The organism is Photobacterium sp. TY1-4, assembly GCF_025398175.1.
In the GTDB taxonomy this organism is placed as follows: Bacteria; Pseudomonadota; Gammaproteobacteria; order Enterobacterales; family Vibrionaceae; genus Photobacterium.
In genome coordinates this window covers 342658-367951 of sequence record NZ_CP099734.1, presented here as the reverse complement: position 1 = coordinate 367951, position 25294 = coordinate 342658, and the positions used below count along the sequence as shown (strand labels likewise).

The 25294-nt window shown below is 57.4% G+C and carries 25 protein-coding genes; 13 read left to right on the top strand and 12 right to left on the bottom strand.

All coding sequences use genetic code 11. From position 1 onward, the window contains the following. Window position 1: 1 nt before the first annotated feature. The 3 genes from mlaD to mlaF form a co-directional block, all read right to left on the bottom strand. Entirely contained in the window at window positions 2-478 is a 477-nt protein-coding gene (gene mlaD, locus NH461_RS01785) for an outer membrane lipid asymmetry maintenance protein MlaD (RefSeq protein WP_261601644.1), read from the bottom strand. Window positions 479-516: 38 nt separating this feature from the next. Then, window positions 517-1299: a lipid asymmetry maintenance ABC transporter permease subunit MlaE gene (gene mlaE, locus NH461_RS01780; RefSeq protein ID WP_261601643.1), complete on the bottom strand. Its 783-nt coding sequence runs from the start codon at window positions 1297-1299 to the stop codon at window positions 517-519. 68 nt (window positions 1300-1367) lie between these two features. Continuing rightward, entirely contained in the window at window positions 1368-2180 is an 813-nt protein-coding gene (mlaF, locus tag NH461_RS01775) for a phospholipid ABC transporter ATP-binding protein MlaF (RefSeq protein WP_261602802.1), read from the bottom strand. A 349-nt stretch (window positions 2181-2529) separates the two neighbouring features. Here mlaF and NH461_RS01770 point away from each other — a divergent pair, with 349 nt between their 5' ends. The 12 genes from NH461_RS01770 (at window position 2530) to mgtE (ending at window position 12012) form a co-directional block, all read left to right on the top strand. Further along, window positions 2530-3495, top strand: coding sequence for a calcium/sodium antiporter (locus tag NH461_RS01770; protein WP_261601642.1), 966 nt, complete (start codon window positions 2530-2532; stop codon window positions 3493-3495). A 14-nt stretch (window positions 3496-3509) separates the two neighbouring features. After that, window positions 3510-4481, top strand: a complete 972-nt coding sequence (locus NH461_RS01765) for a KpsF/GutQ family sugar-phosphate isomerase (protein ID WP_261601641.1) — start codon at window positions 3510-3512, stop codon at window positions 4479-4481. Then, window positions 4481-5032, top strand: a complete 552-nt coding sequence (kdsC, locus tag NH461_RS01760; protein WP_261601640.1) for a 3-deoxy-manno-octulosonate-8-phosphatase KdsC — start codon at window positions 4481-4483, stop codon at window positions 5030-5032. Before NH461_RS01765 ends, kdsC begins: the two co-directional genes overlap by 1 nt. Continuing rightward, window positions 5029-5592, top strand: a complete 564-nt coding sequence (lptC, locus tag NH461_RS01755; protein WP_261601639.1) for an LPS export ABC transporter periplasmic protein LptC — start codon at window positions 5029-5031, stop codon at window positions 5590-5592. The genes kdsC and lptC overlap by 4 nt, the downstream gene beginning before the upstream one ends. Next, on the top strand, window positions 5573-6076 hold the full coding sequence (gene lptA / locus NH461_RS01750; protein ID WP_261601638.1) for a lipopolysaccharide transport periplasmic protein LptA: 504 nt from the start codon (window positions 5573-5575) through the stop codon (window positions 6074-6076). The genes lptC and lptA overlap by 20 nt, the downstream gene beginning before the upstream one ends. A gap of 11 nt (window positions 6077-6087) precedes the next feature. Further along, window positions 6088-6813 carry an LPS export ABC transporter ATP-binding protein gene (gene lptB / locus NH461_RS01745; protein ID WP_261601637.1) on the top strand — a complete coding sequence of 242 codons (726 nt, stop codon included), beginning with the start codon at window positions 6088-6090 and terminating at the stop codon, window positions 6811-6813. Between the two features lie 114 nt (window positions 6814-6927). Then, complete coding sequence (locus NH461_RS01740; protein ID WP_261601636.1) at window positions 6928-8400, top strand: RNA polymerase factor sigma-54; 1473 nt, start codon at window positions 6928-6930, stop codon at window positions 8398-8400. A 30-nt stretch (window positions 8401-8430) separates the two neighbouring features. Next, on the top strand, window positions 8431-8718 hold the full coding sequence (gene hpf / locus NH461_RS01735) for a ribosome hibernation promoting factor (protein WP_261601635.1): 288 nt from the start codon (window positions 8431-8433) through the stop codon (window positions 8716-8718). Window positions 8719-8720: 2 nt separating this feature from the next. Next, entirely contained in the window at window positions 8721-9170 is a 450-nt protein-coding gene (gene ptsN / locus NH461_RS01730; RefSeq protein WP_261601634.1) for a PTS IIA-like nitrogen regulatory protein PtsN, read from the top strand. Between the two features lie 43 nt (window positions 9171-9213). Next, the gene (gene rapZ, locus NH461_RS01725; RefSeq protein ID WP_261601633.1) at window positions 9214-10065 is read left to right on the top strand and encodes an RNase adapter RapZ; all 852 of its coding nucleotides are present in this window, start codon (window positions 9214-9216) and stop codon (window positions 10063-10065) included. Continuing rightward, complete coding sequence (locus NH461_RS01720; RefSeq protein ID WP_261601632.1) at window positions 10062-10337, top strand: HPr family phosphocarrier protein; 276 nt, start codon at window positions 10062-10064, stop codon at window positions 10335-10337. Before rapZ ends, NH461_RS01720 begins: the two co-directional genes overlap by 4 nt. A gap of 316 nt (window positions 10338-10653) precedes the next feature. Continuing rightward, a complete protein-coding gene (mgtE, locus tag NH461_RS01715) occupies window positions 10654-12012 on the top strand; it encodes a magnesium transporter (protein WP_261601631.1) in 1359 nt (452 codons plus the stop codon). 174 nt (window positions 12013-12186) lie between these two features. On the opposite strand, the gene pmbA is transcribed toward mgtE, so the two are convergent. Continuing rightward, window positions 12187-13530 carry a metalloprotease PmbA gene (gene pmbA, locus NH461_RS01710; protein ID WP_261601630.1) on the bottom strand — a complete coding sequence of 448 codons (1344 nt, stop codon included), beginning with the start codon at window positions 13528-13530 and terminating at the stop codon, window positions 12187-12189. Between the two features lie 230 nt (window positions 13531-13760). On the opposite strand from pmbA, the gene yjgA reads away from it, so the two are divergent. Further along, a complete protein-coding gene (yjgA, locus tag NH461_RS01705; protein WP_261601629.1) occupies window positions 13761-14285 on the top strand; it encodes a ribosome biogenesis factor YjgA in 525 nt (174 codons plus the stop codon). A gap of 164 nt (window positions 14286-14449) precedes the next feature. Here yjgA and tldD read toward each other — a convergent pair whose 3' ends face one another. The 8 genes from tldD to mreB form a co-directional block, all read right to left on the bottom strand. Beyond that, window positions 14450-15895 (bottom strand): metalloprotease TldD, encoded by a 1446-nt coding sequence (tldD, locus tag NH461_RS01700; RefSeq protein ID WP_261601628.1) that lies wholly within the window; start codon window positions 15893-15895, stop codon window positions 14450-14452. Continuing rightward, window positions 15892-16734, bottom strand: coding sequence for a carbon-nitrogen hydrolase family protein (locus tag NH461_RS01695; protein WP_261602801.1), 843 nt, complete (start codon window positions 16732-16734; stop codon window positions 15892-15894). Before NH461_RS01695 ends, tldD begins: the two co-directional genes overlap by 4 nt. A gap of 46 nt (window positions 16735-16780) precedes the next feature. Then, window positions 16781-20650, bottom strand: a complete 3870-nt coding sequence (locus tag NH461_RS01690) for a YhdP family protein (protein WP_261601627.1) — start codon at window positions 20648-20650, stop codon at window positions 16781-16783. Window positions 20651-20670: 20 nt separating this feature from the next. Next, window positions 20671-22140 (bottom strand): ribonuclease G, encoded by a 1470-nt coding sequence (rng, locus tag NH461_RS01685; RefSeq protein ID WP_261601626.1) that lies wholly within the window; start codon window positions 22138-22140, stop codon window positions 20671-20673. 8 nt (window positions 22141-22148) lie between these two features. Continuing rightward, window positions 22149-22727, bottom strand: coding sequence for a Maf family protein (locus NH461_RS01680; RefSeq protein ID WP_261601625.1), 579 nt, complete (start codon window positions 22725-22727; stop codon window positions 22149-22151). A gap of 89 nt (window positions 22728-22816) precedes the next feature. Next, on the bottom strand, window positions 22817-23305 hold the full coding sequence (gene mreD, locus NH461_RS01675; RefSeq protein ID WP_261601624.1) for a rod shape-determining protein MreD: 489 nt from the start codon (window positions 23303-23305) through the stop codon (window positions 22817-22819). After that, window positions 23305-24153, bottom strand: coding sequence for a rod shape-determining protein MreC (gene mreC / locus NH461_RS01670; protein ID WP_261601623.1), 849 nt, complete (start codon window positions 24151-24153; stop codon window positions 23305-23307). The genes mreD and mreC overlap by 1 nt, the downstream gene beginning before the upstream one ends. Before the next feature lie 40 nt (window positions 24154-24193). Beyond that, window positions 24194-25237 carry a rod shape-determining protein MreB gene (mreB, locus tag NH461_RS01665; protein ID WP_005303629.1) on the bottom strand — a complete coding sequence of 348 codons (1044 nt, stop codon included), beginning with the start codon at window positions 25235-25237 and terminating at the stop codon, window positions 24194-24196. Window positions 25238-25294 lie beyond the last annotated feature (57 nt).

The window sequence follows — 25294 nt, the reverse complement described above, 5'->3', positions numbered from 1 at the left end:
TTTATTTATTCTCGCCGCCGATGCTGTAGAGCACCTGACCAATCATATCTTCCAGTACCAATGCGGATTTGGTGTCCTGGATCAAAGCACCGTCGGTGAGCATCTCGATCCCTTCTTCCACAAATCCCGGTTCAATCCCAAGATACTGTTCGCCCAGTAGGCCTGAAGTAAGGATGGCAGCCGAACTGGTTTCTGGAAAGTAACCGAAGCGCTTCTCAATCGACAGGGTCACCACGGGGACATAGGTGTCGGTATCAAGCGTGATCGCGGTAACTTTCCCCACAGTCACCCCACCGACTTTGATCGGGGAGCGCACTTTCAGGCCACCGATATTGTCAAACTGCGCCTTGAGGGTGTACGACTCGCCGTTCCCCAGACTCTGAACATCCGCGACCTTGAAGATCAGCATCAAGATGGCGGCAAACCCGGCCAGCATAAATGCCCCGACCCACAGTTCTAATTTTTTTATCTGTTGCATTCGTTTCATCCCACATTACTTGTGTTGCCGAGCACCCGTTAGTTCCCAAACATCAGGGCCGTCAGCACGAAATCCAATCCCAAAACGGCCAGTGACGAATTCACCACCGTTTTTGTTGTGGCCCGGCTGATGCCTTCCGACGTCGGCATCGCGTCATACCCGTTGAAGACCGCAATCCAGGTCACCGTGATCGCAAACACCACCGCTTTAATAATGCTGTTTCCGATATCATATCCCAGCTCGACCGAAGACTGCATGACTGACCAGAAACTGCCGTAATCGATCCCTTTCCAGTTCACGCCGACCAATTCACCGCCCCAGATCCCGACGGCACAAAACAGCATCGTTAAAAACGGCATGGATATCACCCCGGCCCAGAAGCGCGGCGCAATGACTTGACGCAGCGGATCGACCGCCATCATTTCCATGCTGGAGAGCTGCTCGGAGGCTTTGAGCAGGCCGATTTCCGCCGTCAATGCCGAACCGGCACGTCCGGCAAACAGCAACGCGGTCACCACCGGCCCGAGCTCCCGTAGCAGTGACAGTGCGACCATCTGGCCCAAACTGGTTTCAGCGCCGAAATCAATCAGTACGATGTAGCCTTGCAGGCTCAGCACCATCCCGATAAACAACCCCGATACCAGGATAATGGCGACCGACAACACGCCCACCGAGTACAACTGCTTCATGAGCAGCGGGAACATTCTTCTCGGCTGGGGTTTGCTCACCAGCGCGCCGTAAAGCAACAGGCTGGCACGCCCGACGGTCTGGCACTGGGCAATCCCCCGGCGTCCCTGTCGGGCAATAAAATCCGCGATCATATCTAATGTATACCCTTATTCATTCTGCGTGTTCGTCTGCCGGTTCCCCACGACGATGGCAACGGCCTCTAAGCTTGGGAACCGGCAAAGATATCTTCCGCCAGTTCCCGGGCCGGATAGTGAAACGGCACCGGGCCGTCAGCCTTCCCGTCAAGAAACTGCCTGACCTGGGGATCCGGGTTTGCCCGCAGCTCGTCCGGCGATCCCCGGCCGATAATCTTGCCGCCGGACAGCAAGTAAACATGATCGGCAATACTCATCACCTCCAACACATCGTGAGAGACGATCATCGAAGTAATTCCGAGCGCCCGGTTGAGATCCCGGATCAATTTGACCAACATGCCCATGTTGATCGGGTCCTGGCCGACAAACGGCTCGTCATACATGATCAGCTCCGGGTCCAGGGCAATCGAGCGGGCCAGCGCCGCCCGCCGGGCCATGCCGCCGGACAATTCACTCGGCATCAGCCGGGCGGCGCCACGTAACCCGACAGCTTCCAGCTTCAATAGCACCAGAGTATGGAGTAAATCCTCCGGGAGCTGCGTGTGCTCACGTAGCGGAAACGCGACATTGTCGAACACATTCATGTCCGTAAACAGGGCGCCGGATTGAAACAACATCCCCATCTTGTTTCGGGCCCGGTACAACTCACTGCGCCCCAGCGCCGGAATGTTCCAGTGCTCGAACCAAATCTCGCCGCTATCCGGCTGAAGCTGACCGCCAATCAAGCGCAGCAAGGTGGTTTTGCCGATCCCGGACGGCCCCATAATGGCCGTTACCTTGCCTTTGGGCACCTCCAGGGTCACATCATCAAAGATCTTGCGGTCACCCCGCGAGAACGTCATATTCTTGATCGAAACGAGCGCTTCACTCTGCTCCATAGCCATCCCGTCGGCCCATGGCCATACGTTACTCTCCGACATCCACCGCCATTGGGGAGGATACCACCAATTTTATTCATCAGTTTACAGCTAGTTACCGATCATAGGTACATTATGCAACCAACTCAAGCCATGAACTGTAAGAACTGTGTAATTTCAGTCCAGCTTCAGCTTCCGCCGCCGGTCGCCCCCTCAGACGACCGGCACTTTCCCGACCCGCTCAGCGTCACGCCAGCTTTCACATCCCCACACACAAAATGTCACGGCTTTTGCTTTTCTTTTGGCGACTGAACCGTCAAAATTACTCCCTTAAACAAGATTTTCATGATTAACGACAAAAGGGATAAGAATGCTCGAAGCCATTGTGTTGCTCTGTATAGGTTTAGCCTTGCTGGTATGGAGTGCAGATCGACTTGTATTTGGTGCCGCCGCGCTGGCCAAAAACCTCGGCGTCACGCCATTGGTGATCGGGATGACCATCCTGGCGATGGGCTCCTCGGCACCGGAAATGATGGTTTCAGCGACCGCAGCCCTGGACGGAAAAACCGACACCGCTGTCGGTAACGTGCTCGGTTCGAACATTGCCAACATCGCTCTGATCCTGGGCTTAACGGCACTGATCAAGCCACTGGCCGTCAGTTCCGGAATTATTCGTCGTGAGCTGCCGCTGATGATCGCGGTCACCCTCATCGCCGGCGCCCTACTGTGGGACAGCCATCTGGGCTTTATGGAAGGCGTACTGCTGGTCAGCCTGTTTGCCCTGTTCCTGCTGGTGATGCTGAAAATCAGCCGCGACGGCAAAAAGAACGGCGATCCCCTGACGGAAGAGCAGGAATCAGAGATCCCGGACGGCGTCAGCAACAGCGCGGCCCTGATCTGGGTGGTGATTGGCCTGGTCCTGCTGCCTTATGCAGCCAGTATGCTGGTCGACTCTGCCGTGACCATTGCCAAAATCTACGGCATGAGCGATCTGGTGATCGGCCTGACCATCATCGCCATCGGCACCAGCCTGCCGGAACTGGCCGCGTCGATTGCCAGCATCTTCAAAGGTGAGGATGACATGGCGGTCGGTAACATTATCGGCTCCAATGTCTTTAATATCCTGGCCGTGATGGGGATCCCGGGGCTGCTGAACCCGTCCGTCCTCAGCCCGCTGGCGATGGGCCGCGACTACTATGTGATGCTGGGGGTCTCCGTCCTCCTGCTGTTGATGGCGCTCGGAAAACGCCGTCGGATCAATCGGCTGGAAGGTGCGTTCCTGATCTGCTGCTTTGTCGCCTATCAGGGCTATCTGTTTTATAATCTGGCGTCTTAACGGAGATCCGAACCATGTCAGAGACGTTTGATTATTGCGGCCATGGTCGCAAAGTTATTGAAATTGAAGTAGAAGCACTGCAAAAGCTCACCCAGTACATCAACGGCAGCTTCAGCGAAGCCTGCCGGCTCATTGCAGCCTGCACCGGCAAAGTGATCGTGATGGGGATGGGGAAATCCGGCCATATCGGCAATAAAATTGCGGCAACACTGGCCAGCACCGGCACTCCGGCCTTTTTCGTTCACCCGGGCGAAGCCAGTCACGGCGATCTGGGCATGATCAATAAAGGCGATGTCGTTCTGGCAATTTCAAACTCCGGCGAAGCCTCAGAAATCCTGACGCTGTTGCCGGTGATCAAACGTCTGGGGATCCCGCTCATCAGCATGACCGGCAAGCCGGAATCCAGCATGGCCCAAATGGCTCAGATCCATCTGCAGATCACCGTCGACCAGGAAGCCTGCCCGCTCAATCTGGCGCCGACATCCAGTACCACCGCGACTCTGGCGATGGGCGATGCCCTGGCGATTGCCCTGATGGAGTCGCGCGGCTTTACCGCCGATGACTTTGCCCTCTCGCATCCGGGTGGCGCGCTGGGACGCAAACTGCTGCTGCGCATTGCCGATATCATGCACACTGGCGAGCGCCTGCCGAGGGTCGGCGAGCAGGCCACGATCAAAGATGCGCTGCTCGAAGTCTCGCGCAAGGGGCTGGGCATGACCGCCGTGGTTGATCACCAGCAGCACCTGCTCGGGGTGTTTACCGACGGCGATCTCCGCCGCCTGCTCGATAACCGGGTCGATATTCATACCACCGCTATCGGCGATGTCATGACCCGCCGGCCGGCGATCATTGCCCCCAACCTGCTGGCCGCGGAAGGGCTGAAACTGATGGAAGAGCGTAAGATCAGCGGTCTGCTGGTCACCGAAAACGACCAGTTGGTCGGCGCCCTGAACATGCACGATCTGCTGAAAGCCGGAGTGATGTAATGCAAGTCGAAACTATTTATGGCCCGGTCTGTCAAACCATCTATCAGCGCGCCAAAGACATCCGACTGCTGATCTGCGATGTCGACGGCGTGTTTTCCGACGGCCGGATCTACATGGGCAATGACGGCGAAGAACTGAAAACCTTCCACACCCGCGATGGCTACGGCATCAAATCACTGATGGGTGCCGGGGTGGAGATCGCTATTGTGACCGGCCGGAAGTCGACGATTGTCGAGAACCGCATGTCAGCGCTGGGAATCCGGCATGTGTACCAGGGTCAGGACAACAAGCTGGCCGCTTATGCCGACATCGAACGCACCCTGGGCATTGACCCGCGCCAGACCGCCTACATCGGCGACGATCTGATCGACTGGCCGGTCATGGCCCAAGTCGGGCTGTCGGTTTGTGTGGCAGACGGCCATCCGCTGCTGGCCCGCCGGGCCGATTTTGTGACCCGGATCCCTGGTGGTCACGGTGCCGTACGGGAAGTGTGCGACCTGATCCTTGAAGCTAAGGGTGAATTAGATAAACATAAAGGTTTGAGCATATGACCTTACAGAGGCTGCTCTGTGCGCTGTTGGTCGTGGTATGTGGCTGGACCGGGTACTACCTGCTGAACAACCGCTGGCAGGAGGATATCCAGGTCGAACCGGATGCGGAAAAACCGCTGTTTACCGGCAACACCGTGGTCAATACCTCCTATAACGCCGCCGGGCTGCGTAGCTACCAGATTGATTCCGAGTATCTGGAGCATTTCAGCGCCAGCGGTGACACCAACTTCGTCGCGCCGGTGCTGTGGATTTACCGCGACGGCACAGAGACCGAATGGCGGATCAGTGCCAGCACCGCCACTCTGGATAAAGACCAGGTATTACAGATGAACGGCAGTGTCCGCATCTTTAACCTATTGCCCGAGTCCGCGATTAAAGTGATCCAGACAGATAGTCTGAGGCTTGACCTGATCAACAAAGATTTTGACACCCCGGATCATGTCCTCATCACCGGCAGCAACTTCCAGAACGAAGGCACCGGCATGCAGGGCAACATGGACCGCAGCGTGGCAACCTTATTAGAGAATGTAAAAGGTAGATATGAAGCTTTTAAAAATTAGTACCTTGCTCTGCCTTTGTCTCAGTGCATCAAGCTGGGCACTCAGTAATGATACAGAGCAACCGATTTACATCAACTCGGACAATCAGGAACTCGATATTCAGAAAAATATCGTCACCTTCACCGGGAACGTGGTGCTCCGCCAGGGCAGTATTGATATTCGTGCCGACAAGCTGGTGGTCACCCGCCAGACTGCCGGTGACGGCAAAGAGATCATCGACGCCTACGGCAAACCGGCCACCTTCCACCAGGTGATGGATAACGGCAAGCCGATTGACGGCGCCGCCCACCGGATGCGCTACGATACCGCGACCGAATTTCTGAAAATGACCGATGAAGCCATTTTGATCCAGGAAGGCAGCGAAATTCAGGGTAAGGTGATCAGTTACAAGATTGACGAGCAGAAGCTGGTTGCGGAAAGCGGCAAGAAAAAACGCGTGACCACCATCTTGCAGCCAAACCAGCTCAACAGCAATAAGAAATAAACCGGACCATTATGGCAACGCTAAAAGCAGAACACCTGGCAAAAAGCTACAACGGCCGTAAGGTTGTCTCCGATGTCAGCCTGGAAGTACAATCGGGCAAGATTGTCGGCCTGCTCGGCCCGAACGGAGCCGGGAAAACCACGTCCTTCTACATGATCGTCGGCCTGGTGGCCCGCGACGAAGGCACCATCACCATCGACGGCACCGATATCAGCCTGCAGCCGATGCACAACCGCTCCCGGATGGGGATCGGATACCTGCCGCAGGAAGCCTCGATTTTCCGCAAGCTCTCGGTGCACGACAACCTGATGGCCGTGCTGCAAACCCGCAAAGAGCTGAGCAAGGCCGAACGCCAGGACAAGCTCGAAGAACTGCTGGATGAATTTAACATTCAGCATATTCGCAACAGCCTGGGCATGGCCCTGTCGGGCGGGGAACGCCGCCGGGTGGAGATCGCCCGCGCCCTGGCCGCCAACCCGAAATTTATTCTGCTGGATGAGCCTTTTGCCGGGGTCGATCCGATATCTGTGATCGATATCAAAAAGATCATCGAGCATTTGCGCGATCGTGGCCTTGGCGTCCTCATCACCGATCATAATGTCAGGGAAACGCTCGATGTCTGTGAGCAGGCCTACATCGTGAGCCAGGGGCACCTGATCGCCCATGGTACCCCGAGCGATGTCCTCAACGATGAGCACGTAAAACGAGTCTATCTGGGGGACCAGTTCCGTCTATAGTTAGAATATGGGCTGACTGGGATGTCGCCCGGTTGACTGCACGAACCACCAGCCGAAGTTGAAGCCGTATTTGGCGCCCGTTACCAAAGATAAAAATAAGGTGCACTGACTTATATGAAAACCTCGCTCCAGCTCAAACTAGGTCAACAACTGGCAATGACGCCACAATTGCAACAGGCCATCCGCCTTTTGCAGTTATCTACCCTGGATCTGCAGCAAGAAATCCAGGAAGCCCTGGACGCCAACCCCCTGCTGGAGCTGGACGAGAACCTCAATGAAAACGGCTCGGACACCGCTTCGGATCACCCCGACCCCGCCGAGAGCAAAGCCGACGGTGCCGACAGCGATCCGGACGACTATGACACGTCTGAGGTCATTGAGCAGCGTGAAATGCCGGAAGATCTCCCGGTTGATACCACCTGGGACGATGTCTACAGCGCCGGCACCGGCAGTACCGGGATTGCGATGGACGACGACATGCCGGTTTACCAGGGCGAAACCACCGAAAGCCTGCAAGATTACCTGATGTGGCAGGTACAGCTGACACCGTTCAGCGATACCGATCTGACCATTGCCACCGCCATCATCGATGGCATCGACGAGAAAGGCTACCTCACCTGCTCAGCCGAAGAGATCCTCGACAGCCTCGGCAACGACGAGGTCGAACTGGACGAGGTCGAAGCCGTCCTGAAACGGGTTCAGCAGTTTGACCCGCTGGGCGTCGCGTCACGCAACCTGCAGGAATGCCTGTTATTGCAGCTGCGCACTTACCCGGAAGACACCCCCTGGCTAGCCGAAGCCAAGACCCTGCTCAACGACTACATCGACCTGCTGGCCAACCGCGACTACCGGCAGCTGATGCGGGAAACCAAGCTCAAAGAGCCGGAGCTGAAAGCGGTAATGCAACTGATCCACAGTCTCGAACCGCGCCCGGGCAACCGGGTCGTCAACAGCGAGACCGAATATGTCATTCCGGATGTGTCGGTGTTCAAAGATCACGGCAAGTGGGTGGTCACCATCAACCCGGACAGCGTGCCTCGGCTGCGGGTCAACCAGCAGTACGCAGCGCTGAGCAAAAGTACCCGCAACAGCGCCGACAGCCAGTTCATCCGCTCCCACCTGCAAGACGCCAAATGGCTGATCAAAAGCCTGGAGAGCCGCAACGAAACCCTGCTGAAAGTAGCGCGTTGCATTGTCGAGCACCAGCAGGACTTCTTCGAATACGGCGAAGAGGCGATGAAACCTATGGTGCTCAATGACATCGCCTTGGCGGTCGACATGCACGAATCGACCATTTCCCGGGTCACCACCCAGAAGTTCATGCACACCCCGCGGGGGATTTTTGAACTGAAATATTTCTTCTCCAGTCACGTGAGTACGGACAACGGCGGCGAGTGCTCCTCGACCGCGATCCGGGCACTGGTGAAAAAACTGGTTGCCGCTGAGAATCAGGCCAAGCCGCTCAGCGACAGCAAGATTGCGACATTACTGGCGGAACAGGGGATCATGGTTGCCCGGCGCACCATTGCCAAGTACCGTGAATCCCTGGGGATCCCGCCATCGAACCAACGTAAACGCCTGCTGTGAGTTGCAGGCGCCAACAGGAGGAAGATGTCTATGCAAATTAATCTCACAGGACACCATGTCGAAATTACTCCATCCCTGCGTGATTACGTCAATTCCAAGTTCGACAAGCTCGAGCGTTTCTTCGATAAAATCAATAATGTCCATGTGATCCTCAACGTCGAGAAATTACAGCAGGTGGCGGAAGCGACCCTGCACATTAATGCCGGAGAAATCCACGCCAGAGCGGATTCAGAAAATATGTATGCCGCGATTGACGCATTAACTGATAAACTGGTGCGTCAACTTAATAAACATAAAGATAAACTCAATAGCCACTGATCATGCAACTGAGTAATGTATTGAGCCTGGACTGCACCAAGAGTGCAGTCCCTTGCTCCAGCAAAAAGCGCGCCCTGGAAATTATCAGCGAAGTCGCCGCCAAGCACCTGGACCAGAATCCGCAACCGCTGTTTGAGTGTATGCTCAACCGCGAGAAAATGGGCAGTACCGGGATCGGCAACGGGATCGCCATCCCGCACGGCCGTATCACCGACAGTGATCAGGCCATCGCCGTGCTGATCCAGTGCCAGGCCCCCATCCAGTTTGATGCCATCGATAACCAGCCGGTCGACCTACTGTTTGCCCTGCTGGTGCCGGATGCCCAGTGTAAAGAGCACCTCAAGACCCTGGCCAGCATGGCGGAAAAGCTCAGCGACAAGCAGGTCTGTAAACAGCTGCGGACTGCAAAAAGCGACGAAGAGCTTTATCAAATCCTCACGCGTGATTCATAATGAACATCACACGCGCCACTGTTGTCAGTTAAGGTAAACCAGCATGATGTTAATGGTTGTAAGCGGTCGCTCCGGCTCCGGCAAGTCCGTCGCCCTGCGGGTTCTGGAAGATCTGGGCTACTACTGTGTCGATAACCTGCCGGTCAACCTGTTGCCCCAGCTCGTCAGCACCGTCAACAATCAGCAGCAGGACATTGCCGTCAGCATTGACGTACGCAACATGCCCGACGACCCGGATGAGATCCGCGACACCCTGTCCCAGCTCAGCGACACCCTGGATGTGAACGTCATTTTCCTTGATGCCGATGATAAAGAGCTGATCAAACGCTATAGCGAAACCCGCCGCCTCCACCCGCTCTCGCGCAACAATATGAGCCTGGAGCAGGCCATCCAGTCGGAAAGTGCCCGCCTGAGCGTGCTCAAAGAGCAGGCCGATCTGGTGATCGACACCACCAACAAGTCGATTCATGATCTCAGCGAAACCGTTCGCGCCCGCCTGCTGGGGCGCGATGCCCGCGAACTGATCATGGTGTTCGAATCATTCGGCTTCAAGCACGGGCTGCCGAGCGATGCCGATTTCGTCTTCGACGTCCGTTTTCTGCCTAATCCGCACTGGGTCCCTGAGCTCAAGCCGCTCACTGGCCTCGACCGCGGAGTGCAGGAATTTCTTGCCGGTCACCCGGAAGTGAACCAGCTGATCTACCAGATCCGCAATTTCATCGACACCTGGCTGCCGATGCTGGAAAAAAACAACCGCAGCTACCTGACCGTGGCCATTGGCTGCACCGGCGGGCAGCACCGCTCGGTCTATATCGCCCAGCAACTGGCAGAGCATTTCCGTGATCAGGGCCACCAGATCCAGGTTCGCCACCGTACCCTGGAAAGTCAGTCATGAGTCGGGTGTGCCGCGAACTGTTCATCAAAAACCGCCTTGGCCTCCACGCCCGGGCGGCGATCAAGCTCGTCGAACTGGCACAGAGCTTCGAAGCCACCGTCACCATCAGCAACGATGAAAAAAGTGCCACTGCCGATAGTGTCATGGGTCTGTTGATGCTCGAGTCCGCTCAGGGCCAGCAAGTCTGTGTCAGTGCCGAAGGTCGTGATGCCGAAGCCGCACTGGCGGCAGTGACCGCGCTGATTGAAGCCGGCTTTGACGAAGAATGTTAACCCCGGCCTGAAACATCAAAATCAACAAATCCCTGGCTATGGCAGCCTTCTTGCTGCCATCTGTCCCGACCTTCGCGATCCCCTGGTATTCCGCTCCCGGAGAGCCTTGTCCGGCGCAGATGAAATCTTTATTTCCTCTCAGATCTGGTGAGACAAGCACCACACTATTGCGTTAAAATTCAACTTATTGCGCCACAACCGCATACGACAGATCCCATTTCGCAGTTTTCCCATACCTTCCAGGTATCTATCTGCCCCCTTTTTCCTGTCCAGCGGTATGGCGGCCGGCATTACACTCATTTGGGGTAGCACGCTTATGGCGGATGTATTAGAACAAGACCAAACGCATCAGACGCTGCAGGAAGTCAATCAGGCACTTGAAAACGGCATGTTTGTCCATGTCCGTCGCTTGCTCCAGGACATGGAGCCGGAAGATATCGCCCACCTGCTCGAAGCCTCCCCCCCCAAAGAACGTCAGGTTTTGTGGCAACTGACCGATCCCGAAGAGCAAGGGGATATCCTTGATGAGCTGTCGGAGGATGTCAAAGACGGCATCGTGGCCCAGATGGCCCCGGACAAACTCGCCGCCGTCACCGAAGGGATGGCTTCGGACGATGTCGCCTACGTTCTGCGGAGCCTGCCGGATGACAAATATCAGGAAGTGCTGGCGCAGATGGATGCCATTGACCGCCACCGGGTCGAAAAAGCACTGGCCTATCCGGAGGAGACCGCCGGCGGGATCATGAGTACCGACTTCATCACCATCCGCAGTGATGTGACCGCCGATGTGGTGCTGCGTTACCTGCGGATGAAAGGTGAACTGCCGGAAGCCACCGACTCCCTGTATGTCATCGATCAGGAAGAGCGCCTGATCGGCCACCTGTCGCTGGCAACCCTGATCACCACCCAACCGGACATCAAAATCGAAGAAGTGATGGATGACGCCGATGAAGCCATCGCTGTCGATATGGATGACGGGGAAGTTGCCACCCTGTTCGAGCGCCGCAACTGGCTCTCAGCACCGGTGATTGACGCGAACAACCACCTGGTTGGCCGGATCACCATCGATGACGTCGTGGACATTATCCGGGAAGATGCCGAACACTCGATGATGAGTATGGCGGGGATGGACGACGATGAAGACACCTTTGCCCCAGTGATGAAGTCTGCCCGGCGCCGCAGCATCTGGCTCGGGGTCAATGTCCTCGCGGCCCTGGCAGCGGCCTCGGTCTCCAACATGTTTGAAGACACCCTGGACAAGATGGCCGCGATTGCGATCCTGATGACCATCGTACCCTCGATGGGCGGGGTGGCCGGTAACCAGACCGTGGCGCTGGTGATCCGCGGCCTGGCCGTCGGCCATATCGGGGAAACCAACACCCGCTGGCTGCTGAGCAAAGAAGCCCGGGTCGGCCTGATCAACGGCGTGCTCTGGGCACTGATCATCGGCGGCGTGGTGGTGGTGTGGAAACAAAACCTGCTGCTCGGCGTCATTATCGCCGGTGCGATGCTCACCAACTTGCTGGTGGCTGGCGTCGCCGGCGTCTGTGTGCCGCTGCTATTGAAAAAGCTCAATATCGACCCGGCCCTGGCCGGCGGCATGGCGCTAACCACCATTACCGACATCATCGGACTGTCAGTCTTCCTTGGCCTGGCAACGGTCTTTCTGGTCTAACGACGATATGTAGGGCCGACTGAATTGTCGGCCTGGCAGCCTGCACCGCTGTACTGGCAACCTTCGTGACGGTCCTCACCGCCTGAACGGCTGTGCTCACCGCAACCACCGCTCCCAAAACAAAACGAGAGCCGCCCGGCTCTCATTTGTTGAACAGCTGACACGCCGCCAGCCTTATTCCCCGGCGATTTTCAGGGTATCGAGCAGCACCGATCCGGTCTGGATCTGGCTGCGGGTTTCGGTATCGCTCCCGACCGCCACGATATTCTGCATCATATCCCTGAGATTGCCGGCAATGGTCACTTCACTGACCGGGAACTGGATTTCACCGTTCTCGACCCAGAAACCGGCCGCCCCGCGGGAATAGTCCCCGGTGACGATATTCACGCCCTGGCCCATCAACTCGGTTACCAGCAGGCCACGATCCATTTTTTTCAGCATCTGCTCAAAGCTTTCCCCGGTCGATTTCACCAGCCAGTTGTGGATCCCCCCGGCATGCCCGGTCGGCTGGCGGCCCAGTTTGCGGGCCGCATAGCTGGTCATCAGATAAGTTTTCAGCACCCCGTCCTGGATAATTTCCCGGTCGTGCGTTGCCAGCCCTTCGCTGTCAAACGGCGTACTCGCCATCCCGCGCAGGATATGCGGGCGCTCGCTGATGTTCATCCAGTCCGGGAAAATTTGCTCATCGAGTTTATCAAGCAAAAACGAGGACTTACGGTAGAGGTTCGAGCCGCTGATCGCCATCACCAGGTGACCGAACAAGCCGGTTGCCACATCGGCAGCAAACATGATCGGCGCCTGACGGGTCGACAGCTTTTGCGGATCAATCCGGCCCACGGTACGCTCGGCGGCATGACGACCCACGCGCTCCGGCGTCCACAAATCGTCCGTATGGCGCGCGGTGGTATAGCTGTAATCCCGCTCCATATCGCCGTTTTTACCCTGGGCGATCACGCAGCAACTGGTGCTGTGACGGCTGGAGGCATAACTGGCCAGCATCCCGTGGCTGTTGCCGTACACCCGGATCCCGTAGTGACTGTCATAGCTGGCACCGTCACTCTGCTTGATCCGCGGATCGTGATCCAACGCCGCCTGCTCGGCCTGAATGGCAATAGATGCGGCATGATCCGGTTCCGGCTCATCGGGATGAAACAAGTCCAGATCCGGGATCTCGGTAGCCATCAGCTCTTTCGGGCCCGGTCCGGCAAAAGGGTCTTCCGAGGTATAACGGGCAATATCCAGCGCCGCCGCGACGGTTTGGGCAATCGCCGCTTCACTCAGGTCTGACGTTGATGCGCTGCCTTTGCGCTGACCGCGGTAAACAGTGATCCCCAACGCGCCATCGCTGTTGAACTCGACGTTTTCCACTTCGCACATCCGCGTCGACACACTGATCCCGGTGGTTTTGTTAATGGCCACTTCAGCCGCATCCGCCTGTTGGCCGGCCAGCTCCAGTGCTTTGGCCACCGCAGCTTCGAGCTCCACACGCTGCCGGGCAACCTGTTCTTTTACATCCATACCTTCACATTCTCAGAATATTTTCCCCATTTCATCATGGGACGCCCGAAAGATTTCCGGCTGAGCCATCATGAAAGGGGGGAACTTGTTAGGGTCTGCACCAACCCGGCCACAGCCAAGTTGTACCTGTGCGTATTACTTATAGCATAACATTGCCGATGCGGAATTTGCGCCCCCAAATCTTGATTAAACTGGTAAAATGGCCCCGTTAACTTTTGAGTGAGCCTGATATGAGCCGTAAAAACCAAAAAGCCCCTTGGGAAGAGGAAGAAGAGATCATCTGGGTCAGCAAGTCCGAGATGAAGCGCGATATGGAAGCGCTGCAGAAAATTGGCGAAGAGCTGGTCGCTCTCAAACCCAATGCCCTGGCCAAAATCCCACTGGATGACGCGTTGCGGGACGCGATTAAAGACGCCCAACGCTTCAAGAACGAAGCGCGCCGTCGCCAGTTGCAGTTGATCGGCAAGATGATGCGCCAGATTGAAATCGAGCCGATCCAGGTAGCCCTGGACAAACTGCGCAACAAACACTCGCAGACCACAGCTCAGTTGCACAAACTGGAGCAAAAGCGCGATGCACTGATCGACAACGGCGACAGCATGATCAATGAGATCATGGCCGAGCATCCGCACGCGGATCGCCAGCGCCTGCGTCAGCTGGTTCGCCAGGCCAGCAAAGAAAAGACCCTGAACAAGCCGGCCAAAGCCTACCGTGAAATCTTCCAGTACCTCAAAGAGCTGTACCTGAAAGACTAAGCATCCTCTGAAAAGCGGAGTACCACGGAAAGGCGGAGCAATGCTGAAAGACGGAGCGCCCTTTGAAAGACAAAGCTTCGTCCGGTCAGATAAAATAATGCCAGCGCCCGTTCACGGCGCTGGCATTTTTGTCTCGACGGACAGTCACTCGGGGCTGCGGCAGATCACTGCGTGCCGCCTACCGTCATCGAATCAATTTTTAGCGTTGGCTGACCAACCCCGACCGGCACGCTCTGTCCGGCTTTGCCACACACCCCGACCCCGCGATCAATATCGAGATCATTACCGACCATCGACACCTGCTGCATCGCTTCGATACCGCTGCCAATCAGGGTCGCGCCCTTGATCGGACGCGTCACTTTGCCATTTTCGATCAGGTAAGCTTCCGAGGCCGAGAAGACAAACTTGCCCGACGTAATATCGACCTGACCACCGCCGAAGTTCGGGGCATAAATCCCCTGCTTGACGCTGGCAATGATCTCTTCCGGCGTATGCTGGCCCGGCAGCATATACGTATTGGTCATGCGCGGCATCGGCAGGTGCGCGTAGGACTCGCGGCGACCATTGCCGGTCGGCGCCACGCCCATCAGACGCGCATTGAGTTTGTCCTGCATATAGCCTTTGAGCTTCCCGCCCTCAACCAGGACGTTATACTGGCCCGGCACCCCTTCATCATCAATATTCAGTGAGCCCCGGCGATCCGCCAGCGTGCCGTCATCGACGATGGTACACAGCGGCGAAGTCACCTGCTGTCCCATTTGACCGGAAAACATCGACGAGCCCTTGCGGTTGAAATCCCCTTCCAGACCATGACCAACGGCCTCGTGCAGCAACACGCCCGGCCAACCCGCACCAAGGACCACCGGCATGGTTCCGGCCGGTGCATCACCCGCTTCCAGGTTCACCAGCGCCTGACGCAGGGCTTCATCGGCATAAATCAGCGCAATGGGCTTGCCGTTTTCTTCTCCCTGAAAATACTCGTAGCCGTAGCGGCCACCGCCCCCGGCGCTGCCGTGCTCGCGACGACCGTCTTTTTCCACCAGCACACTAATCGACAGGCGCACCAGCGGACGGATGTCGGCGGCATAGGTCCCGTCCAGAGCTGCGACCAACACCTGCTCATAGACCCCGTTAATGCTGACCGAGACTTCTTTGACCCGCGGCTCTTTGGTGCGAATGTAGCGGTCAATCTCTTCCAGCAAGGCGATCTTCTGATGCTTGTCCAGACTCTCCAGCGGATTCACCGGCGCATACACGCCACCCGCCATGGTCGGGGCAAAGGCCTGCACCTTGCCCTGACGACCACTGCGCACAATTCCGCGGGCCGCCTTGGCACTCTGGGTCAGGGCCAGGGTATTGATCTGATCCGAGTAGGCAAAGCCGGTTTTCTCCCCCGCCACCGCCCGGACCCCGACCCCGCGGTCGATGTTAAATGAGCCGTCTTTGATGATACTGTCTTCCAGTACCAGCGATTCATGCCAGCAGGACTGGAAATAAATATCGGCATAGTCGACATCCCGGGCGGCAATCAGCCCCAGGGTTTTGCTTAACTCTTCACGCCCCAGCCCGGACTGGGCCAGCATGGTATTTTCTACGGTTTCCAGCGTCATTCAATTTGCTCTTCATTGATACCGCGCTGATGCACCCCGAAACGGGCATGTTGCATCAGCGGCATGTTTGTTCGGATCGTCTGGCTCAGATTCAGGTCCAGATCGGCCGTCAGTACGCCGGTTCCCTGCTGCTGGCAGGCAACCACTTGTCCCCAGGGATCGATCACCATCGAGTGCCCCCAGGTTTCCCGTCCATCGTGATGTTCACCCCATTGCGCGGCAGCGACAATCCAGCACTGGGTTTCGACGGCCCGGGCCCGTAATAAGATGTCCCAGTGCGCTTTGCCGGTCACTTTGGTAAAAGCGGCAGGCACGACAATGATGTCAGCCCCTTGTGCCCTCAACGCAGCATACAGCTGCGGAAAGCGCACATCATAACAGATTGACAGACCAATATTGCCAAAGGGTGTTGGCACCACCTGAATGTCATGGCCGGGACGGAACGTGTCCGATTCCCGGTAGCTCTGGTGCGCATCGGCCACATCGACGTCAAACATATGCAGTTTGTCATAATGGGCCCGGCACTGGCCGTCGCTGTCAAACAGCAATGCAGTCGTTGTCACCGACCCATCGGCCTGGCGGATCGGCATCGAGCCCATCAGCAACCAGATCCCCAGTTGTTTGCTCAGGGCCGAGAGCTCTGCCTGCAACGGTCCCGCGCCCAACGGCTCGGCATAACGCTGATAATCAGCCCGGGTCCCGAACACCAGACAGTTTTCCGGCGTCACCACCAGCTGGGCCCCCTGGAGTTGTAGCCCTTTGAGTTTTTTCTTCAGCTGTCTCAAATTCAGTGCCGGGTCGGCCCCGGAATTCATTTGTACCACACCCACTTTTGTCATCATGACTTCCTTATTCTGACCGGGGGCTCCTGGCAAGCGCGCCGATTTACTCCCTGAACTCTTCAGGCACGGTATATTCACCGGTAAAGCGAGATTTCTCCGTCACCACCGGTGCCTCAATCGGCCCCTTCACTTCATAGTTAATCTGGGTAAATACATCCAATACCGGCGACAAGGCCGTTGAAATCGCGAACACCAGTATCGCGGTCTGCGGTGCGACGGCAAAGGCTGTCAGAACCGGGATCCCCGAGGTAAAGTCCGGGTAGAACTGCACTTTCGCATCCACGGTTTCACTTACAAGATTAGCACTTCCGGTAATATACATGTCCCCGGCCAGCGCCTGCATCTTGATATCGCTGCTTTCAAACCGGCCATTTTCCAGCGTGCCCGAGCCCCGAATGTAGTTAAACGCCAGGCCATCATCAAAGACGCCGGAGAAATCGAGCTGCATTTTCCGAATCAGCGAATCGATACTGAACAAGCCAAGGATCCGGCCGGCCCCGCCGACTTCACTGATCACCCCTTTTCCGGTTTCGGTTTTCAACTCGCCATTGAGGGTCTCGCGGTGCATCGACCAGGGCGCGCCCCGCCACTGAATGGACGCGTAACTGCTAAATTCTGCCCCCTGGATCCCGCCGGAAATCCCCAGTCGACCCATCAGCTCCGAGCTGTTTTCCCCTTCGATATCAAAGGCAATATGAGTTTCATTCTGGTTATCCTCCAGGGTCCAGTGACCATCAAGGCTCAGCAAGGTCGAGCCGGAAGCGACCTGGAAATTCTGCAAAGCCAGCGTGGTTCCGTCCCGGCGCAGCTTGCCCGACACTTCGCCCAGCCGGTAACCCTGCAGCCAGGCATCTGCCAGTTGCAGATCGACTTCCGGCAAATTGGCCATCAGGGCGCGGTCAAAATCTGTCGCCATCGGCACTTGTTGCTGCGGCACATACGGTGCCGGCGTGGACGCCCCTTGTTCATCCAGCTGCGGCAGGTTGAGATGCAATTGATCCAGTGCCAGCTGCAACGGCTTACCGTGCGGCCAGATCCCTTCGCCGCTCATCTCGCGGCTGTCGAGCAAAAAGTGCCATTGCCCCGGCTGCTTACGTACGGCCAGGTCGATATCATGCCAGTTGAGGGTTGCCAGTTTGAGCTTTTTGAGCTGGGCGTTGACCTCGGTCGGCAACGGGATTACCGGCATCCCGGACTCCCCTTCGCCTTCCCGCTCAGCAATCTCTTCACTCAGCGCGATCCAGCGATCGCCGTCCAGCGATCGGCCCGCCAGATCCACCCGGTGCTTGCCCGGCTGCAACGCCCGCAGCTTACCGTCACCCACAGCCAGCTGACTGGCGGTGATCACCAGCGGGCTGCCCAGGCCAATCCGGGCACGGTATGCCGCCTCCGGCATCCGCAACGTCGCCTCCAGGCGCTCCGCATTGCCCCGCGCCGTCAGCGTAGCCGACTGCTGGTTACCACGCACCAGCGTCAGCGGGTAAGGCAGTTCGCTGTGCACATCATTCAAATCAGCTTTGACCTTCACCTGGTAATTAAACCCGGTGTCATGCAAATCGACCCCGACATCCGCCTGCCAGCGGCTCAGCCCTTCAACCCGGGCCAGCAGCGGATCACGGATCTGCTGTTGCAACGCCGCCACCGACCAGTCACCGTTCACCTGGACCCCAACCCGGTACCCGGCATCCGCCTGCTGACCGGTAAAACTGACCGACACCGGCTGCGCCAGCAATTGGCCGCGGATCGCATCGGCCCGGACCTGATCGTTGTCGAAGTTCAGGGTGCCGCTGACCTGATCCAGCTGCAGCGGCGGTGTTTCCATGACGATGGTATTGTCCGCCAGCTCAGCCTGTCCCTGGGCCCGCACCTCGCTGCCGTCAAACGGAATATCCAAATGAAAACGCGACGTTACCGGCCCGCTGACCTGCACCGTGGTCAGTGCTGCCCCGACGGTGTCCACCAGGGGGGTCGCCAGCATGTAATCCCGGATCGCTGCTCCCTCGGCCGCCACATCCAGCGTCAGCTTTAAATGGCCGTCCGGGGCTAAATCGGCAGCACCGCGTACCCGCGAGGCTGTGGCCCCCAGGGTTTTCGCCTGGCTGGCCGCAATGAACATCTGATCATTTTCAAACCTCAGATCCAACGCCAGATCCGTCAGCTCCGGCCAATGGGTATCAAAGCTGAACCGCCCCTGCGTCAACGGCACCTTCACCTGGAAGATCCCTTCGTGGCGCGGATACGGAAAGTCCGCCAGCTCGCCATACCACAGCAGCTGGGCCTGATCGGTGGTCCCGCCGCGGATCGCCGCCGACAGGTAATCGGTCAGCTCGCGCCCCAGCGCCAAAGTCGGCAGGTATCGCCAGGCTTCACCGGCATGGCGGACGGCCGCTTCCCCGTAAAAAGACAGCCAGGCGGGCGCATCGGCCGGAAAATCGAGCCGGAACTGGCCATCGGCACGAACATCCGGCGTGGCAACCGACACCTGATCACTCCACAAGCGCCACCCGTCCTCGCCCACTTGCCAGTAAGCCGTCACTTCGCCGCGATCTATCGGCAGCGGGGCCTGGAAGACATCGCCGTACGGCAGCGTATCGTCTTGCAGCAACAGCACGGCTTTGCCCCCGCTCAGGCTGCCGGACACCACGGCATCCAGCTTGTGCACTTCCGGAAACAGCGACCATTGTTTCAGCCCGAGCTGATGTAACCGGGCCGAAAAGCGCGGGGCTTGATCCTGAACGCCAGCCAGGCGGATATCCTGTAACTGGCCACTGGGCTGTAGCGCATCCAATGCAGCGGCGGCCTGACTCTCAGGGGGAAGAAAACCGGTAAACGGCAGCAGAGGCGCAAGCGGCAAGCGGCTGATGGCCAGCTGCCAGTCCGACGGCTGCCACTGCCCGGCCAGGGTAAATGCCGGCCACAGCTGGGTGTCAGTCTGCAAGCGAATTGGTTCACTGTCGATGCGCCAGCGCAGCTCACCGTGCTCGGTTTGCTGCGGCTTGAGTGCCAACAGCCCGTGGTGAATGCGAAATTCATGAGACTGGCCGTCACGCCGCCAGCGCAGGGTGCTGTTATCCAGGCGCAGCCGGCTGTCAGCCAGCTTGCCGTCTTTTAAATTCAACCACACCGCGGTATTGAGGTTGCTGCCGGTGACCTCGGCATTGCCGAGCTGCTGATCCAGCCACGGTGTCATTGATAGGTTGCGTGCCTGAAGATAGATGCTGCCGGACATCTCCGGCAGGGAGCGGTTGGCCGATAAGTTGGCAATCACCTGCAGTTGGCTGAAGTGAGTGTCCGCTACGCTGATCACCCCTTCTGCCCGGTGCTGGGCGCCGGTGGCATCCCACTTCAATTCATTGATATCAACCCGCAGCGGCTTACCGGCCGGCGAGTTCAAGGTGACATGGGAGTCTTTGAGGGAGAATTTACCCAACTGGACAAAAAACAGGGTTTCTAGCCGGGCAATCAATGCAGCGGAATCCTGATCCGCACCGGCAGCGGACGCCGGTTCGCTGCGCAAGGGCAACAGTTCGTCCGGCAGGCGAGTCAGGTCGAGGCTGAGCTGGCTGATCCGGACATCGGTGAACACCGGCCGCCATGCCAGGACGGAGCCCAGCAGGTCGAGCTGCATTTCCACATCCCCGATATGGATGATGGACGCCAGTTTATCCGCCTGAGCAATTTCAACCCCCTGCAGCACCAGCGACGGACCGCGGTTGCGCCAGTGCCCCTCGACGTGGCTGATTTCCAGACGGACCTCAGCCTCCTGCGAGGCCCACTGGCGGATCGGTTCGCGGTAGTCATTCAACTGAGGCAGAAAAAAACGCAAGCCACTGATGGCCAGTGCAGCCAGCACCAGGATCATCAGGGCCAGCCACATCACGCCTCGTGCCAGGCGAACCGGAACCGTTGTCACTCAATATCCTCGCATCGTAATTACATCATGACGACGTCAAATTGTTCCTGGATATACAATGGCTCCGCCTTGATCTTGACCTGTTTGCCGATAAAGACTTCCAGCTCAGCCAGGGCATGGTACTCATCACCAGCCAGGGCTTCGGCCACGGCCGGGGAGACGTACACCACAAAGCGATCCGCATCGTAGGCGCGGTTGACCCGGGTGATTTCCCGCAGGATTTCATAGCAGACGCTTTCCACGGTTTTCACCGTCCCGCGACCTTCACAGGTCGGGCAGGTGCCGCACAGCACATGTTCGATGCTCTCACGGGTCCGCTTGCGGGTCATTTCCACCAGCCCGAGCTGGGTGAAGCCGTTGATGTTGGTTTTCACCCGATCATAGGACAGCGCCTGCTCCAGCGCGAGCAGAACCCGACGCCGGTGATCGTCCACCGCCATGTCGATAAAGTCGATAATGATAATGCCGCCCAGATTGCGTAGCCGCAGCTGGCGGGCAATCGCCTTGGTCGCTTCAATATTGGTATTGAAGATGGTCTCTTCCAGGTTACGGCGACCGACAAACGCGCCGGTATTGATGTCAATCGTGGTCATGGCCTCGGTCTGATCGATGATCAGATAGCCGCCCGATTTCAACTCGACCTTGCGCTCCAGCGAGCGTTGGATCTCGCTCTCGGTATCATAGAGATCAAAGATCGGTTGCTCACCGGCATAATAGTCCAGCTTATCGCTCAGCTCCGGGACAAACTCGTCGGTAAATTCCTTGAGCTTTTCATAGCCCATGCGCGAGTCAACCAGAATGGCGTCCAGCTCGGTACCGACAAAGTCGCGCAGGATCCGCTGGGCCAGCCCCAGCTCACCGTAGAGCATCGATTTGGGCTTATGTTTGGCCCGACGCTCGAGCACCTTACGCCACAAGTGTTTGAGAAACGCCGCATCCTGCGACATCTCTTCGGCCGTCGCCCCTTCGGCAGCGGTCCGGATAATAAAGCCCCCGAGATCGTCGCAATACTCACCGACAATCTTTTTCAGCCGTTCACGCTCACTCTCGCTTTCAATGCGCTGAGACACGCCGACATGGCTGGCACCGGGCATGAACACCAGATAACGCGATGGCAGAGTGACATCAGTGGTCAGGCGAGCGCCTTTGGTGCCCAGCGGATCTTTGACCACCTGCACCACCAGGTCCTGGCCCTGGCGCACCAGCTCGGAAATATCCCGGACCTGAAACTGCTGTTTTTCATTTTCGGCCACGCACTCCGTATGCGGCACGATATCGGACGCGTGCAGAAACGCAGCTTTTTCCAGCCCGATATCGACAAATGCCGCCTGCATCCCCGGCAGCACCCGGCTCACGCGGCCCTTGTAGATATTACCGACAATCCCGCGTTTGGATTCTCGCTCGATGTGTATTTCCTGAAGGCTCCCTCCTTCAATCATCGCCACACGTGTTTCGCTCGGCGTTATGTTAATCAGCAGCTCTGTGCTCATGGTTGCCTCTAAATTGATAAACTTAAAAAGTCTTGAACCATGATGTCGGTCTCCATTAAGGGTAACCCCACCACAGCGTAATAACTGCCATCGATACGCTCAATAAATTTGCCACCGATCCCCTGGATCCCGTAGCTGCCGGCTTTATCCTGCGGCTCTCCGCTGTGCCAGTAGGCTTCTATTTCTTGTTCTGTCAGCGGCTTAAACCACACATTGGTGATCACCAGACGGGTGTCCTGGCGAGCTGCCGTCGCCAGGGTTACGGCTGTCATCACCTGGTGCTCCCGGCCGGAAAGCAGCCGCAGCATCCGCTGGGCATCGGCAAAGTCTTTCGGCTTTTCCAAAATCTCATCATCGACAACGACAATCGTATCCGACCCCAGCACCGGCGTCTGGCCGTCAGTGGCTGCCACACCGGCCTGCGCTTTGTCCTGCGACAGGCGCTGAACGTACTGGGATGGGCTCTCCCCGGGCTGGTGGCACTCTGCCACATCGACGGCCACCCGCTCGAAACGGTAACCCAGTTGTGCCAGAAGTTCTTTACGACGCGGGGAGCCCGAAGCCAGATACAGTTGTAATGCAGACATGATGATACCATTTACTGAATTATCAAAAAGATCCGTTCGATATCATGTCTTAAAACCTAACATCGAACGGGGCTTGTTTGAAAAATAATTTAACGAATTGAGAGCTTGCGTCGCATTCGCCGCAACAACAAGAACAGCCAGGGCCACAGCAGGCAGTTCAGGAGGACCGCCCACAGACGCTCCGGCTCGAACGCGACGACGGAAACCAGATATTCGGCCCAGAACTCGATCAGTTTACCGGCCAGCGTCAGGAACGCCACCAGAATGGCTTGCTGCCACAATGACAGATTGCGGATCAACTGGAAATTCAGGGCGACGATGTAGCAGAGCAGCGACATCATCAGGCCACGCACCCCGAGGGTCGAGCCCAGCATCAAATCCCACAGCAGCCCCAGTACCAAGGCAGTGCCCACATTGACCCGGTGCGGCAGGGCCAACACCCAGTAGAAAGCGACCAGCAATACCCAGGACGGGCGAAATAACTCCAATTCCCCCGGCCAGGGGGCGGCCTGTAAAATCAGCGCCACAATAAACGAAAGCCAGATCAGCAAGCGGCCATTCGGTCGACTTGTTGCCACTATTGATCTCCTACGATGAGAGTTTCCCGCGGTGTCGGCCACACCAGCAATAAATAACGCAAGCGGTCAAACTGCACGGTTGGCTTGGCCTTGATTTGAGCAAAAGGTCGTTTGTTATCAAACGAAAATTCAGTCACATGGCCGACCGGATAACCTTCCGGATAACGCCCGCCCAAGCCGGACGTGACCAGCAAATCCCCGACTTCAATGTCGGTACTGCTCGGCACATGCTCCAGCTGGACCTGATCGATATGACCGCTGCCCGACGCTATCACCCGAATATCATTGCGCACCACCTGAACCGGCAGGGCATGGGTGGCGTCGATCAACAGCAGCACCCGGCTGTTATGGGCCCCGACGTATGAGACCTGGCCGACGACCCCTTTCTCATTGATCACCGGCTGGCCTTCGTAAACGCCGTCAACCCGTCCCTTGTCGATCATCACCTGGTAGCTGTACGGATCGGAGTCGACCGCCATCACTTCCGCAATCAGTTTTTTCTCATCACGGACAAACGGCGAGCCCAGCAGATCCCGTAAACGCTGGTTTTCCTGCTGCAACTGATCCAGTAACAGGATGTCGCTCTGCTTCACCAGTAAATCGCGCTTCAGTGCTTTGTTTTCAGCCAACAAACGTTGATGGGAACTGAGTTGTCCCGACATCCCTTCCAGCAATTCGCGGGGCAGGTTTGCCGCGTATTGCAGCGGGGCGATTGCGGAGTTCAGCAGATAACGGACATTGGCGAAGGCATCCAGGCGACTGTCAGCCAGCATCAGGCTGACTGACAGTAAGACGGCAAGAAACAGGCGTAGTTGCAGGGATGGACCTCTGCCAAATATAGGTTTCATCTAACGCTATAACCTGTTTGATTGATTGCCAGAGACGGCATTATTCTTCGCTGAAGAGATCACCACCGTGCATGTCGATCATTTCCAGCGCCTTGCCGCCACCACGGGCCACACAGGTCAGGGGATCTTCGGCCACAACCACCGGGATCCCGGTTTCTTCGGTCAGCAGGCGATCCAGATCACGCAGCAGGGCACCACCACCGGTCAATACCATCCCGCGCTCAGAGATATCAGACGCCAGCTCCGGCGGACACTGCTCCAGCGCCACCATCACGGCAGAAACAATCCCGGTCAGCGGCTCTTGCAGCGCTTCCAGAATTTCATTGGAATTCAGGGTAAAGCTACGCGGCACCCCTTCCGCCAGGTTGCGGCCACGGACTTCGATCTCACGGACTTCATCCCCCGGATAGGCCGAGCCGATTTCGTGCTTGATCCGCTCTGCTGTTGCTTCACCGATCAGGCTGCCGTAGTTGCGGCGCACATAGTTAATGATGGCTTCGTCGAAGCGGTCGCCCCCGATGCGAACGGAAGAGGAGTACACCACGCCGTTCAGGGAGATCACGGCCACTTCCGTGGTCCCGCCACCGATATCGATCACCATGGAGCCCGTCGCTTCCGACACCGGCATGCCGGCACCAATTGCAGCGGCCATCGGCTCATCAATCAGATACACTTCGCGCGCACCGGCACCCTGGGCCGATTCGCGGATCGCACGGCGTTCAACCTGGGTTGAACCACATGGTACGGCCACCAGCACGCGTGGGCTTGGACGCAGGATACTGTTGTCATGCACTTGCTTGATAAAGTGCTGGAGCATTTTTTCCGTGACGTAGAAATCAGCGATCACCCCGTCCTTCATCGGACGGATCGCGGCAATGTTCCCCGGCGTTCGCCCCAACATCTGCTTGGCATCATGGCCAACGGCGGCAACACTTTTGGTAGCGCCCGCACGATCCTGGCGAATGGCTACAACGGATGGTTCATCAAGTACGATGCCCTGGCCTTTGACATAAATCAGGGTATTGGCTGTACCCAAGTCAATAGACAGGTCATTAGAAAACATGCCACGAAGTTTTTTAAACATAGTCTTCGGCTAATTCCTGCAAGCTTACAAAATCGTTAAATTGCGCTAAATGTAACA